Origin of the sequence: Allobosea sp. ASV33 (assembly GCF_016428755.1) — a bacterium.
In the GTDB taxonomy this organism is placed as follows: Bacteria; Pseudomonadota; Alphaproteobacteria; order Rhizobiales; family Beijerinckiaceae; genus Allobosea.
Genome location: NZ_JAELTI010000126.1, coordinates 1 through 13008, shown reverse-complemented (window position 1 = coordinate 13008; position 13008 = coordinate 1). Strand labels below are relative to the sequence as shown.

Annotated in this window: 13 protein-coding genes and 1 pseudogene; 8 read left to right on the top strand and 6 right to left on the bottom strand. The window is 65.9% G+C overall.

Annotation, left to right across the window (positions count from 1 at the left end; genetic code table 11):
- The 3 genes from JHD80_RS24600 to JHD80_RS24590 all read right to left on the bottom strand — a co-directional run.
- The coding region (locus JHD80_RS24600; RefSeq protein WP_199092771.1) for a RelA/SpoT family protein at nt 1-1826 on the bottom strand (1826 nt) is incomplete at its 3' end.
- A 184-nt stretch (nt 1827-2010) separates the two neighbouring features.
- The gene (gene rpoZ / locus JHD80_RS24595) at nt 2011-2400 is read right to left on the bottom strand and encodes a DNA-directed RNA polymerase subunit omega (RefSeq protein ID WP_199092769.1); all 390 of its coding nucleotides are present in this window, start codon (nt 2398-2400) and stop codon (nt 2011-2013) included.
- Between the two features lie 94 nt (nt 2401-2494).
- Complete coding sequence (locus JHD80_RS24590) at nt 2495-4147, bottom strand: ATP-binding protein (protein WP_199092767.1); 1653 nt, start codon at nt 4145-4147, stop codon at nt 2495-2497.
- A gap of 277 nt (nt 4148-4424) precedes the next feature.
- On the opposite strand from JHD80_RS24590, the gene JHD80_RS24585 reads away from it, so the two are divergent.
- On the top strand, nt 4425-5174 hold the full coding sequence (locus JHD80_RS24585; protein ID WP_199092765.1) for a pyridoxine 5'-phosphate synthase: 750 nt from the start codon (nt 4425-4427) through the stop codon (nt 5172-5174).
- Nucleotides 5175-5245: 71 nt separating this feature from the next.
- On the top strand, nt 5246-5647 hold the full coding sequence (acpS, locus tag JHD80_RS24580) for a holo-ACP synthase (protein WP_199092763.1): 402 nt from the start codon (nt 5246-5248) through the stop codon (nt 5645-5647).
- Between the two features lie 106 nt (nt 5648-5753).
- Here acpS and aqpZ read toward each other — a convergent pair whose 3' ends face one another.
- The gene (gene aqpZ, locus JHD80_RS24575) at nt 5754-6467 is read right to left on the bottom strand and encodes an aquaporin Z (protein ID WP_199092761.1); all 714 of its coding nucleotides are present in this window, start codon (nt 6465-6467) and stop codon (nt 5754-5756) included.
- A 232-nt stretch (nt 6468-6699) separates the two neighbouring features.
- Between aqpZ and lepB the strand changes: the two genes are divergently transcribed.
- The 5 genes from lepB (at nt 6700) to JHD80_RS24550 (ending at nt 10439) form a co-directional block, all read left to right on the top strand.
- On the top strand, nt 6700-7467 hold the full coding sequence (gene lepB / locus JHD80_RS24570) for a signal peptidase I (protein ID WP_199092759.1): 768 nt from the start codon (nt 6700-6702) through the stop codon (nt 7465-7467).
- A complete protein-coding gene (gene rnc / locus JHD80_RS24565) occupies nt 7464-8195 on the top strand; it encodes a ribonuclease III (protein ID WP_349237345.1) in 732 nt (243 codons plus the stop codon). Before lepB ends, rnc begins: the two co-directional genes overlap by 4 nt.
- Nucleotides 8188-9105, top strand: a complete 918-nt coding sequence (gene era / locus JHD80_RS24560) for a GTPase Era (RefSeq protein WP_199092755.1) — start codon at nt 8188-8190, stop codon at nt 9103-9105. Before rnc ends, era begins: the two co-directional genes overlap by 8 nt.
- A 17-nt stretch (nt 9106-9122) precedes the next feature.
- Entirely contained in the window at nt 9123-9668 is a 546-nt protein-coding gene (locus JHD80_RS24555; RefSeq protein ID WP_199092753.1) for a sugar O-acetyltransferase, read from the top strand.
- A 138-nt stretch (nt 9669-9806) separates the two neighbouring features.
- Complete coding sequence (locus JHD80_RS24550; protein WP_199092751.1) at nt 9807-10439, top strand: LabA-like NYN domain-containing protein; 633 nt, start codon at nt 9807-9809, stop codon at nt 10437-10439.
- 109 nt (nt 10440-10548) lie between these two features.
- Here JHD80_RS24550 and smpB read toward each other — a convergent pair whose 3' ends face one another.
- On the bottom strand, nt 10549-11022 hold the full coding sequence (gene smpB, locus JHD80_RS24545; protein ID WP_199092749.1) for an SsrA-binding protein SmpB: 474 nt from the start codon (nt 11020-11022) through the stop codon (nt 10549-10551).
- Nucleotides 11023-11188: 166 nt separating this feature from the next.
- A complete protein-coding gene (gene dapA / locus JHD80_RS24540) occupies nt 11189-12082 on the bottom strand; it encodes a 4-hydroxy-tetrahydrodipicolinate synthase (RefSeq protein WP_199092747.1) in 894 nt (297 codons plus the stop codon).
- Nucleotides 12083-12249: 167 nt separating this feature from the next.
- Here dapA and JHD80_RS24535 point away from each other — a divergent pair.
- Nucleotides 12250-13008: pseudogene (locus tag JHD80_RS24535) on the top strand (lytic transglycosylase domain-containing protein); the annotation flags it as partial.

The window sequence follows — 13008 nt, the reverse complement described above, 5'->3', positions numbered from 1 at the left end:
ACGGCTCCGCCATGCGGCGCGAAGCGCACCGGCAGGTCGCCGCCGAGGCCGCGGATCGGGATCGCAGTGTCCGGCTCCTCGCCCGGCAGCTTGAACTTGAGGTTTTCGCCCTTGCGCAGTTCGAACCAGCCCTTGCCGTTGGCGGCCGCCCCCGGCTTGCCGTCGGAGGAGCCGCGCTTCTCGGGTTCGAGGTCGGGATAGACCGCCTTGACCACGTCGCCGGAATACATCTCGCCGCGCCCGACGGCCGCGAGCACGTCGTCAACCGTGTTGCGCGCGAGGCGCTTCAGCGCCGCCTTGAGCTTGTCGTCGGAGAAGGCGCGCTCGGCGCGGGAGAAAGCCCGTTCGAGGATCTGGCGGCCGAGGCCGGCATATTGGCGGCGCACGGCCGCGCGGGTAGCGCGGCGAATGGCGGCGCGGGCCTTGCCGGTGACGACGAGGGATTCCCAGGCGGCCGGCGGGGCCTGCCCGTCGGCGCGGGTGATCTCGACCTCGTCGCCATTCTGCAATTCGGTCAGCAGCGGCGCGATGCGGCCGTTGATCTTGGCGCCAACGGCGCTGTTGCCGACATCGGTATGGACCGCATAGGCGAAATCGATCGGCGTGGCGCCGCGCGGCAGGGCGATGAGCCGTCCCTTGGGGGTGAAGCAGAAGACCTGGTCGTGGAAGAGCTCGAGCTTGGTGTGCTCGAGGAATTCCTCGGGGCTGTCGCCCTCGGCCAGCAGGTCGACGGTGCGGCGCAACCATTGATAGGCGCGGCTCTCATCGGCGAGGCCCATCGGTTCGCCGGCGCGGCCGTCCTTGTAATGGGCGTGGGCGGCGATGCCGTATTCGGCGATGCGGTCCATGTTGTCGGTGCGGATCTGCAATTCGACGCGGCTATGGCCGGGGCCGACGACGGTCGTATGAATCGACCGATAGTCGTTCTGCTTCGGAGTCGAGATGTAATCCTTGTAGCGGCCCGGCACCATCGGCCAGGTCATGTGGACGATGCCGAGCACGCGGTAGCAATCCTCCGGCCTGTCGACGATGACGCGGAAGCCGAAGATGTCGGAAAGCTGCTCGAAGGAGACGGATTTCCGCTCCATCTTCTTCCAGATCGAATAGGGGCGCTTGCGCCGCCCGAAGACCTCGGCCTGGATGCCGCTGGCGGCGAGCTTGCCTTTCAGGTCCTGTTCGATCTCGCCGATGACCTTGCCCTCGCGTTCGGTCACCTCCTCCAGCCGCTTGGTGACGGTGGCATGGGCCTCGGGCTTGATATGGCGGAAGGAGAGCTCCTCCAGCTCCTCGCGCAGCTCCTGCATGCCCATGCGGCCTGCGAGCGGGGCGTAGATCTCGATCGTCTCCTCGGCGATGCGCAGGCGCTTCTCGGGCGGGACGAAATGGAGCGTGCGCATGTTGTGCAGGCGGTCGGCGAGTTTGACCAGCAGGACGCGGATATCGTCGGCGATGGCGAGCAGCAGCTTGCGGAAATTCTCGCCCTGCGCCGCCTTCTTCGAGACGAGGTCGAGCTTCTTGATCTTGGTGAGGCCGTCGACCAGCCGGCGGATGTCCGGCCCGAACATGGTCTCGATCTCTTCGAGCGTCGCGGCCGTGTCCTCGACCGTGTCGTGCAGGACAGCCGCGACGATGGTGGCGTCGTCGAGCTTGAGATCGGTCAGGATCGCCGCGACTTCGAGCGGATGCGCGAAGAAGGGATCGCCGGAAGCGCGCTTCTGCGTGCCATGCGCGCGCATGGCATAGACATAGGCCCGGTTGAGCAGGTCCTCGTCGGTGTTCGGATTATAGCTCCTGACCCGGTCAACGAGCTCATATTGCCGCATCATGCCCATACGGGCCCCAACCTCATCCTGCGATCATTGCAACACATTATTATTTGCACAGGCATCGGCGGCAGCAAGGCGTTTTCCGGAAGGGCCATGAAAAAAGCCCGGCAGTGCCGGGCTTTACTGGGAAACGGTGAACAATCGATTCACATTTGATCGACGGCGCCGTTTTATCCGCTGAGGATCAATCCTCGTCGTCGGCGCTCTCGGTCGGCGGCACGAGGCCGTCGAGGCCGCGCAGCAGGTCTTCTTCGCTCATGCGGTCGAACTGGACTTCGCTGTCCGGGGTCGCGGCGCTGGTGGGGCTGGCGAGTAGCGGAACGGTCTCCTGCTCCGGCTCGTCGACCTCGACATGCTTCTGCAGCGAGTGGATCAGGTCTTCCTTGAGATCCTCGGGCTTGAGCTTCTCGTCAGCAATCTCGCGCAGCGCGACGACAGGGTTCTTGTCGTTGTCGCGGGCGACGAGGATCGACGAGCCCGACTGGATCATCCGCGCGCGGTGGCTGGCGAGCAGCACCAGCTCGAAGCGGTTCTCGACCTTGTCGATGCAGTCTTCAACGGTAACGCGAGCCATGGCCGGCTTCTTCCGATCTCAGCGATGAAGGGAATGGATTGAGCACGGCCTTACAGGCAAAGCCACCGCGATGCAAGAAATTCGCACCCGCGCATCAGGCGCGCATGCGGCGCACCATGTCGTCCAGCGTGGGCTCCAGCCGGACCGCAGCCTCGCCGCCGCGGGCGCCCATCGCCGGCAGTTCATGCGGCTTAAGCTCGGCGAAACGCATCCGCATCGTCGTGGCGACACCCTCGCCGAAGGCGATCGCCTCGCGATTGCCGATCGAGGACAGGAAGTTGATCGTGCTGGCGGAGGCGTCGGAGATGGCCGAGCGGATGATCTGCTGGTCGCGCTCGTTGGCCAGGCGCATCGCGAAGACCGTCGAGCATTGCGAGAGAATGGTCGGGTCGAGTTCGCCCGGCCTCTGCGTCACGATGCCGAGATAGGCGCCGTATTTGCGGCCCTCCTTAGCGATGCGGGCGAGCGCCTGCCGCGTCGGCGCGAAGCCGAGCGAAGTGTCGGAAGGAACGTAGCGATGCGCCTCCTCGCAGAGCACCAGGATCTCGCAGGCTCCCTGGCTCGCGGCCGCGAGGTCGAAGGCGAGGCGCGACAGCACCGAGGCCACGGCATTCACGACCTCGCCCGGCAGGCCGCCGAGCTGGAAGGCCGTAATCGGCCGGCCGTGCATCGGAATCCGGAAGACCTGCGCCAGGATCGGGGCCACCGTCTCATACATGTTGGCGCGACCGAACATGAAGCGGTAACGCGGATCGGCATGCAGCGATTCGAGCCGCACCTTGAGCGAGCGCAGGGCGGCGCGAGGCCAGCGCTGCTCGTGCAGGCCGATCATCTCGTCGATGACCGCGAAGGCATCCTTGAGGCGATAGGGTGTCGCCGCGTCGACGACGCCGCCTTGCGGCGCCTCGGCCGGCTGGCGCGGGGCGCCGAGATCGAGCGGGCGCTTCAACAGGCTGGAGCCGAGATCGCGCGCCATGTCCTGGCCGCTGCTGGGCATGCGATAGCGCGCCCGCGCCGCCAGGACGACCTCGCGCAGGATATCCGGCTCGTCGTCGAGAGGCGCGCGGCCGCGGAACACGACCTCCGCGAACTCCTCCTGCCTGAACATCCAGAAGGGCAGATCGAGGCTCTCGCCATCGATGGTCAGGGCGAGATCGGGAAAGGCGCTGGAATATTCGTTATGCGGATCGAGGATGAGCACGCGCAGCCGCGGGCGCACCGAGACCGCGCGACGCAGCAGCAGCGCGACCGCGCTCGACTTGCCGACGCCGGTGGTCCCGACCAGGGCGAAATGGCGCGAGAGCATGTCCTGGATGCTGACGGTGGCCGGGATGCTGGCATCCTGCGTCACATGGCCGATCTCGACGCCGCCGCGGTCGCCGAGATCATGGACGAGTGCGAGATCGCCTGCCCGGATGCGATGGGCGATCGCGCCGATCGGCGGAAAGGTGCTGATGCCGCTCTGGAAACGGGTGCGCCCATCGGCGCTTTCCAGGACCTCGCCGAGGAGCTCGACCTCGACCCGGATCGGGTTCTCCTCCGCCTCGCTCCAGGCCGGCTCGACCGCGTGCAGCTTGTAGACCAGCGCGACGATACGGCTCGAACCCAGATTGATCGAGACCATCCGGCCAATGGCCCAGGCGTCGCCGGCGAGCCAGCTCCCGGTCGAAACCGCGCTGAGAATCGTGGCCCGCGAGCCGTCGCAGGCGATGACCCGGCCGAGCGCCCGCTCCGGCGGCTGGTTCATCTCACGCCTGTCCGGGAGGACATCGGTCTGGAAGGCCGCGGTCTTCAGTGGCAGTTGCATCGGCCGGGTGAAACTCTGTGATGTCGTCGGTCGACGTTACGGAGCTTCGGTTACGATTACCTTCACGGCGAGCCGCCATTCCTCTTCAACAATTCGCAAGGGTTGGGCCCGCGGCGGCACCGATCAGAATTCGTGAGCCCGGCATCACAATCCCTGCATTGAGCCCACATGCCGCTTTCGTCTAAGCAGGACTGAAAGAAACAAGGGGTTTTGCATCATGGCCAAAGGCTTGCGTCTGGGCGTCAATATCGACCATGTCGCCACGGTGCGAAACGCGCGCGGCGGCCCCCTGCCCGATCCGGTCCGGGCGGCGCATCTCGCCATCGCCGCCGGCGCCGACGGCATCACCGCCCACCTACGCGAGGACCGGCGCCATATCCGCGACAGCGACATAGAGCGCCTCGCCGCGGAACTGACCAAGCCGCTCAATTTCGAGATGGGCGCGACCGAGGAGATGATCGCGCTGGCCGAGCGGCTCAAGCCGCATGCGGCCTGCCTCGTGCCGGAGAAGCGCGAGGAGCGCACCACCGAGGGCGGGCTCGACGTCGTCGGCCAGGAAAGCCATCTCAAGCCCGCGATCGCCCGCCTGAAAGCGGCAGGCTGCCGCGTCTCGCTGTTCATCGAGCCGGACGAAGCGCCGATCGCGATGTCCGCCAAGCTCGGCGCACCGGTCATCGAACTGCATACCGGCAGCTGGTGCCACGCCGTCATCGACGGCGAGAGCGCCAAGGCGGAAGCGGAATTCCGGCGGCTCGCGAACGGCGCGGCGCTGGGGGCAAAGCTTGGCCTTGAGGTCCATGCCGGGCATGGGCTCGACTACGATACGGCGCGCACGCTCGCCCGCGTGTCGGCCTTCGTCGAATTCAATATCGGCCATTTCCTGGTCGGCGAGGCCATCTTCATCGGCCTCGAGGAAGCGATCCGCCGGATGCGGCAGGCCATGGACGAGGGCCGGAGCGAGGGCTGAGCGGCCAACTACCGCCCTTTCCCTGTCCGAAGACGGTTCCGATCCGGCGCAAAGCGCGCTACATCGCGGGCATGATCCTCGGCATCGGCTCCGACCTCTGCGACATCCGCCGGATCGAGCGTTCGCTCGATCGCTTCGGCGAGCGCTTCACGCATCGTATCTTCACCGAAGGCGAGCGGACGAAATCGGATCGCCGGGCCACACGCGCCGCGTCCTATGCCCGCCGCTTCGCCGCCAAGGAGGCCTGCTCGAAGGCGCTGGGCACCGGCATGAGCCATGGCGTGTTCTGGCGCGACATGGAAGTCGTGAACCTGCCGGGCGGCCGTCCGACGATGCGATTGACCGGCGGAGCGGCCGCGCGGCTGAAGGCCATGACCCCAGCCGGCTTCGAGGCTTTCGTCCATGTCTCGCTGACGGACGACCCGCCCCTGGCGCAGGCCTTCGTGGTGATCGAGGCGCGGCCGGTCGGCTGAGGCCCCTCTTCTTCAAACGGAAACCGCCGCCGATCCGGGGCACCGCCTTGGCGATGCGCCGGAACGGCGGCGGCTTTTCGAGGCTCTCGGCGAGCCGCCCGGCCGATCAGCGGCCGGTGACCTCACCGGTCGGCTCGTCGCTCAGCCAGCGATAGATCACGCCGCCGAGCACGCCGCCGATCAACGGAGCCACCCAGAACAGCCAGAGCTGCTGGATGGCCCAGCCGCCGACGAAGAGCGCCGGGCCGGTGCTGCGGGCCGGGTTCACCGAGGTGTTCGTCACGGGAATGCTGACGAGGTGGATCAGGCAGAGGCCGAGGCCGATCGCGAGCGGCGCAAAGCCGGCCGGCGCCTTGCCATGGGTCGAGCCCATGATGATGAAGAGGAACATCATGGTCATCACGACTTCCATTAGGAAAGCCGAGACGAGGTTATACTTGCCGGGCGAATGCTCGGCATAGCCGTTCGAGGCGAAGCCGCCGGCAAGATCGAAGCCCGGCGCGCCGCGCGCGATGAGATAGAGCACACCGGCCGCCACGACGGCGCCGATCACCTGCGCAACGATATACGGGACGACCTGACCCGCCGGGAAGCGCCCGCCGGCCGCGAGGCCGACCGTCACCGCCGGGTTGAGATGACAGCCTGAGATGTGGCCGATGGCATAGGCCATCGTCACGACCGTGAGGCCGAACGCCAGCGAAACGCCGAGCAACCCGATACCGACATTCGGAAATCCCGCGGCGATGACCGCGCTGCCGCAACCCGCAAAGGTCAACCAGAATGTGCCGATGGCTTCGGCGACCAGCTTCTTCGTGCTCATGAATGATTCCCCCAAGTGTCGCGCACCTGTGATGCTGTTGATGAAAACGCGGGCAGTCAATCTGCCCGTGGCACGAAAACTGCCCTGATCCCGCCGTTTTCTCGCTCTCGACTGTATTCGTGATAGTCTCGCCAGTCGATTGGCGCCCTTCCCCCTTACCGCTCTTGCGCGTTGTCGCGGGCGCGATAGTCGGCTAGACCGCGCGCTGGATCGCAGTCTCAGGAGCGCCCGCGTGGCCAACGACGTCGACAGCAAAAGCAAGGCGGCCAAGGATGAAGGCGGCGTCTTCGAGACGATCAAGGTCGTCGTCCAGGCGCTGCTCATCGCGCTGGTCATCCGTACCCTGCTGTTCCAGCCCTTCAACATCCCCTCGGGATCGCTGATACCGACGCTGCTGATCGGCGACTATCTGTTCGTGTCGAAATACACCTACGGCTATTCCAAGCACTCGATCCCGTTCAGCCCGCCGCTGTTCTCAGGAAGGGTCTGGGCGTCCGAGCCGAAGCGCGGCGACATCGCCGTGTTCAAGCTGCCGAGCGACAATTCGACCGACTATATCAAGCGCGTCATCGGCCTGCCGGGCGACCGCATCCAGATGATCGACGGCATCCTGCACATCAACAACCAGCCGGTGAAGCGCGAGCGCATCGCCGATTACGTGACCACCGACAATTGGGGCCGCAGCGTCCCGGTGATCCAGTATCGCGAGACGCTGCCCAACGGCGTCAGCCACCAGATCATCGAGCGCGAAGGCGATACCGGCACCTTCGACAATACGCAGGTCTTCATCGTGCCGGCCGGCCATTTCTTCATGATGGGCGACAATCGCGACAACTCGCTGGACTCGCGCGACCGCAGCGTCGGCTATGTGCCCTTCGAGAACTTCGTCGGGCGAGCCGAGATCATCTTCTTCTCGATCGAGGACGGGGCTTCCGCCTGGAAGATCTGGGAATGGCCCTCCACGGTTCGCTGGAACCGTCTGTTCAGCACCATCAAGTGAGCAAGGCGGGCGACGGCGGGCGCAAGGCCCCTGACACCGCGCGGCTCGAAGCCGCGCTCGGGCACCGCTTCGCGGACCCGAGCCTGCTCGCGACCGCGCTGACCCATATGAGCGCCGAGGACTCGCGCCTCGCCAGCTACCAGCGCCTCGAATTCCTGGGCGACCGTGTGCTCGGCCTCTCGGTGGCCGAGCTGCTGTTCCGGCAATTCCCGCAGTCGGAGGAAGGCAATCTCTCGCGCCGGCTGGCCGATCTCGTGCGCAAGGAAACCTGCGCCGAGGTGGCCCTGGGCTGGAATCTCGGCCAGTTCATGCGGCTCGGCGAAGGCGAGATCCTGGGCGGCGCCCGCAAGAACAAGGCGATCCTGGCCGATGCCTGCGAGGCGATCATCGGCGCCGTCTTCATCGACGGCGGCTATGAAGCTGCGCGAGCGCTGGTCGAGCGCGCCTTCGGCGAACGCATGTTGAAGCCGGTCCGCCCCTTGCGCGACGCCAAGACCGCGCTGCAGGAATGGGCGCAAGGCAAGGGCTATCCGACGCCGACCTATAGCGAGCGGGGCCGTTCCGGCCCCGACCACGCGCCGGTCTTCGTCGTCGCCGCCAAGATCACCGGGCTTGCCGACGCCGAGGCGCGCGGCCCCTCCAAGCGGCTGGCCGAGCAGGCCGCGGCCGAAACGTTCCTCAAGCGCGAGGGCTTGTGGAACGACAACCTGGAAAATGAGAATGTCTGAAACCGATCAAGCCACGCGCTGCGGCTTCGTCGCGCTGATCGGCGCGCCGAATGCCGGCAAGTCGACGCTGCTGAACCAGCTCGTCGGCGCCAAGATCTCGATCGTCTCGCGCAAGGTGCAGACGACGCGCACGCAGGTGCGCGGCATCGCGCTCTCCGGCACGGCGCAGATCATCTTCGTCGACACGCCCGGCATCTTCGCGCCCAAGCGCCGGCTCGACCGGGCGATGGTGACGAGCGCCTGGGGCGGCGCCACCGATGCCGACCTGATCGGCGTGCTCGTCGACGTCGCGCGCTTCGACCATGAGGAGAACACGGCGCTGTTCGAGAAGCTCGCCGAGCTGAAGCAGCCGAAATTCCTGATTCTCAACAAGATCGACACCGTGCCGAAGGAGAAGCTGCTCGAGATCACCGCCAAGGTGAACGAGCGCGGCCACTTCGAGACGACCTTCATGGTCGCGGCGCTGACAGGCTATGGCGTCAAGGACATCCTGAGCTGGCTGGAGAACCGCCTGCCGCCCGGTCCCTGGCTCTATCCGGAAGACCAGATCTCGGATGCGCCCTTGCGCTTCCTCGCCGCCGAGATCACCCGCGAGAAGATGTTCGAGCGGCTGCATGACGAGCTGCCCTATCGCTCGACCGTCGAGACCGAGAGCTGGCAGCAGAAGCCGGACGGCTCCGTGCGCATCGAGCAGACGATCTATGTCGAGCGCGAGGGCCAGCGGAAGATCGTGCTTGGCGAAGGCGGCCAGACGATCAAGGCAATCGGCCAGAAGGCACGCATCGAGATCGCCGAAGCGGCCGAAGCCAAGGTCCATCTCTTCCTGTTCGTAAAGGTGCGCGAGAACTGGAGCGACGATCCGGAGCGTTACCGCGAGATGGGGCTGGAATTCCCCAAGGGCAAAGCCTGAGCGGCGCAGCAAACGTGATGCGCAGCGAGAAGGACAAGATGCTGGCCGGCGAGCTCTACCGCGCCGACAGCCCCGAGCTCATCGCCGACAACCGCCGCATCAGCGCCTGGATGGAGCGCTTCAACGCGACGGTAGCCACGCCGGAAGCGCGACTGCCGCTGCTGCGCGAAGCGCTCAGTCATGTCGGGCAAGACGTCGTCATCCGCCCGCCCTTCCATTGCGACTACGGCTACAACATCAGCCTGGGCGACGGCGTCTTCCTGAACTTCAACTGCATCATCCTCGATGTCGTGGCGGTCACGATCGGCGACGGCACGCAGATCGGCCCCGGCGTGCAGATCCTGACCGCCGACCACCCGCGCGATCCCGCCGAGCGCCGGCAGATGCTGGAATTCGGGCGCCCGGTCTCGATCGGCCGCAATGTCTGGATCGGCGGCGGCGCGATCATCCTGCCCGGCGTCACGATCGGCGACGACGCCATCATCGGCGCCGGCAGCGTGGTCACGCGTGACGTGCCGCCCGGGGGCACCGCGGTCGGCAATCCGGCGCGGCTGCGTCCCTGACGAGAGGCATCGTACGCTGCGTCAGGATGCCACGTTACACCCTTGTAACTTGTCAAATTTCAGTCGTGAAACGACATTGTTCGAACGCGTTTTGTCGCCATTTTGACGCCTAAAGACATTTAAGCAGGAGTGATTGCCATGAGCGCCGCACCGCGCATCGCGCTGTTCATCGATGGCGCCAATCTCTACGCCACTTCGAAGCAGCTCGGCTTCGACATGGATTACCGGCGCCTGCTGCGCGAGTTCCAGGGGCGCGGCAACCTGATCCGCGCCTTCTATTTCACCACATTGGTGGAAAGCGAGGAGTATTCCTCGATCCGGCCGCTGGTCGACTGGCTCGACTATAACGGCTACCGCGTCATCACCAAGGCGGCGAAGGAGTTCACGGACGCCACCGGCCGGCGTCGCGTCAAGGGCAACATGGATATCGAGCTGGCGATCGAGATGCTGGAGCTCGCGCCGCATCTCGACCAGATCTACCTTTTCTCCGGCGACGGCGATTTCCGGCCGCTGGTGGAGGCCGTGCAGCGCAAGGGCGTCAAGGTCTCGGTCGTCTCGACGATCTCGACCAATCCGCCGATGGTCTCGGACGAGTTGCGCCGGCAATGCGACGAGTTCGTCGATCTCGCCCAGCTCATGCAGAAGATCGGCCGCGACCCGGCGGAGCGCGCCAGCCGCGGCGGCGCGGCGGGAGCGCCGGGCACGCCCGGAAACCCGTCGCTGGAGCGCCGCTACGGCATCCGCCAGGGCGACGAACCGGCGGAGGGGTAACAGAAGCCGTCATTCTCGGGCGAAGCGAAGCGCAGACCCGAGAATCTCATGGCGAGAGGACAATGGTTTCCGAGATGCTCGGGTCAAGCCCGAGCATGACGGCTGAATTTTACCCGCCGCTCTTCAGTAAACGCTGCTTGTCGCGGTTCCAGTCGCGCTCTTTCTCGGTCTCGCGCTTGTCGTGCAGCTTCTTGCCCTTGCCGAGGCCGAGCTCGACCTTTGCCCGACCCCGGTCGTTGAAGTAGACCTTGAGCGGGATCAGGGCCATGCCCTCGCGCTGGACTGCGCCCATCAGCTTGTTGATCTCCCGCCTGTGAAGCAGAAGCTTACGCGGCCGGCGAACCTCGTGATTGAAGCGGTTGGCCTCGAGATATTCCGGAATATGGGCGTTGAACAGAAAGAGCTCCGTCCCCATCGGGCCGGCATAGCTCTCTCCGATCGTCGCCTTGCCGCCGCGCAGCGACTTGATCTCGGTCCCCTGCAAGGCGATGCCCGCCTCCACGGTTTCATTGATCTCGTAATTGAAGCGCGCCTTGCGGTTATCCGCCGCGAGACGATAGCGCTCCGGATCGGGTTTCTTCATGCCGTTCCGCTGAATCCATGCTGCTCGACCGGCGCTGCCACAGCTTGAGAATCCGATTCGGAATCGGCGCCCAAGCCTTTGAAGCCACTGGTCTTGTCATTCTTCCGCCCACCCCGGCGGGGCGGGCGGATGGCCTTGCCCTGTCCGGCGCGGCCATCCATCCTACTTAAGCATTCAACAGCCCGGCGAAAACCATGGCCTCACGAATGACCTTTCCCGTCGCCGGGGTCACCGGCATCAAGGGCAGGCGAACCTCCTCCTCGATGCGGCCCAGCAGCGCGAGACCGTGCTTGGCGCCGGCGAGGCCGGGCTCCTTGAAGATCGCGTCATGGAGCGGCACCAGCCGGTCCTGCACCTTCAGCGCGCCGGCATAGTCGCCCTTCTGGACGGCTTCCATCAGGTCGGCGCAGAGGCGCGGCGCGACATTGGCGACGACCGAGATGCAGCCATGGCCGCCGGCCGCCATATAGGCGAGTGCGGTCATGTCCTCGCCGGAGAGCTGGATGAAATCCGGCCCCATGGCGTGGCGCTGCTGCGAGACGCGGGCGAGGTTCGCGGTGGCATCCTTCACGCCGGCGATGTTCTTCAGCTCGTAGAGCCGCGTCATCGTCTCGACCGACATGTCCACCACAGAGCGCGGCGGGATGTTGTAGATGATGATCGGAATGCCGATCGCATCGTTCACCGCCTTGAAGTGCTGGTACATGCCCTCCTGGGTCGGCTTGTTGTAATAGGGCGTGACCACGAGCACGGCATCGGCGCCGGCCTTCTCGGCGTGAACCGCGAGATCGACCGCCTCGATCGTGTTGTTCGAGCCGGCGCCGGCAATCACCGGGACGCGGCCCTTGTTCTGGTCGATGACGATCTCGACGACACGCTTGTGCTCGTCATGGGACAGCGTCGGGCTCTCGCCGGTGGTGCCGACGGGCACGAGCCCGGTGGAGCCGTTCTCGATCTGCCATTCGACCAATGCGCGCAGCGCCGCCTCGTCGACCTTGCCGGATTTGAACGGCGTGACCAGAGCGGGCATCGAGCCGGTAAAGGCAATGTGCTTGGTCATGGGACGATCCTGGGACGAAAAGCGAGTGACGGGGCCGCCACACATAAACCGTCGTTCCGCCAAGGCAAAGCCGGCAAGCCATGAAAATGCGTGGCCTGATAGTTAAAGGTTCATAAACCCGCTTACCCGACCATCCCCTGATGACCATACGAGCCTGGAGTTCCGCCATGGCCTCGCCTGCCGCCGTGAGGAGACTGATCGGCCTGCTGCTGCCCGCCATGCTGTCCGCCTCGTCGACGCTGGCGGGCGACGACGGCATGCTTGCGAGCCAGCGCAAGCTCGCCATGCTCGGCGATGTCGAGACCACGAGCGCGCTGCCGCCCTTCCCTGCCAATGCCCTGCGGGGCGACAGCGCGGTCAGCGCGGAAGCGGTGAAAGCCGTCGTCGCCGCCTATCGCCGCGGCGCGCTGATCGAGGGCGACGAGCTCGCGGCGCGCATCGACGACCGCTCGGCGCGCTCGCTGCTCGAATGGGTGGCGATCCACGCCAATGCCGGCGCCGTGCCGTTCCTGCGGATCGACGCCTTCCTGCGCGAGCACCCCAACTATCCGGCCACGACCCGTTTTCGACGCCGCGCCGAGGAGGCGCTGATCGCGGAGAAGAAGGACCCCGCCATCGTGCGCGCCTTCTTTCATGGCCAGCAGCCGGTCTCTCCGGCCGGACGGATCGCGCTGGCGCTCGCACTCAAGGAGGAAGGCAAAGCCGAAGAGGCGACCGCCCTCATCCGCCAGAGCTGGCGCAAGGACCCGTTCGGGCAGTCGCTGGAAAAGATCGTGCTCGGCGCCTTCGAAGCCGTGCTGAGCAAGGACGACCATCGCCTGCGCACCGAGCGCTTCCTGTTCCGGGAGAATGGCGAGGCGGCGCTGCGCAACGCCGCCCGCGTCTCGGCCGATTATGTCGTGCTGGCCAAGGCGCGGCTGGCCAGC

What these genes read in the sequence shown, in the direction of transcription:
- rpoZ (WP_199092769.1), bottom strand. Translation starts at nt 2,400, where the DNA reads ATGGCTCGCGTTACCGTTGAAGACTGCATCGACAAGGTCGAGAACCGC.
- JHD80_RS24590 (WP_199092767.1), bottom strand. Translation starts at nt 4,147, where the DNA reads ATGAACCAGCCGCCGGAGCGGGCGCTCGGCCGGGTCATCGCCTGCGAC.
- JHD80_RS24585 (WP_199092765.1), top strand. Translation starts at nt 4,425, where the DNA reads ATGGCCAAAGGCTTGCGTCTGGGCGTCAATATCGACCATGTCGCCACG.
- acpS (WP_199092763.1), top strand. Translation starts at nt 5,246, where the DNA reads ATGATCCTCGGCATCGGCTCCGACCTCTGCGACATCCGCCGGATCGAG.
- aqpZ (WP_199092761.1), bottom strand. Translation starts at nt 6,467, where the DNA reads ATGAGCACGAAGAAGCTGGTCGCCGAAGCCATCGGCACATTCTGGTTG.
- era (WP_199092755.1), top strand. Translation starts at nt 8,188, where the DNA reads ATGTCTGAAACCGATCAAGCCACGCGCTGCGGCTTCGTCGCGCTGATC.
- JHD80_RS24555 (WP_199092753.1), top strand. Translation starts at nt 9,123, where the DNA reads ATGCGCAGCGAGAAGGACAAGATGCTGGCCGGCGAGCTCTACCGCGCC.
- JHD80_RS24550 (WP_199092751.1), top strand. Translation starts at nt 9,807, where the DNA reads ATGAGCGCCGCACCGCGCATCGCGCTGTTCATCGATGGCGCCAATCTC.
- smpB (WP_199092749.1), bottom strand. Translation starts at nt 11,022, where the DNA reads ATGAAGAAACCCGATCCGGAGCGCTATCGTCTCGCGGCGGATAACCGC.
- dapA (WP_199092747.1), bottom strand. Translation starts at nt 12,082, where the DNA reads ATGACCAAGCACATTGCCTTTACCGGCTCGATGCCCGCTCTGGTCACG.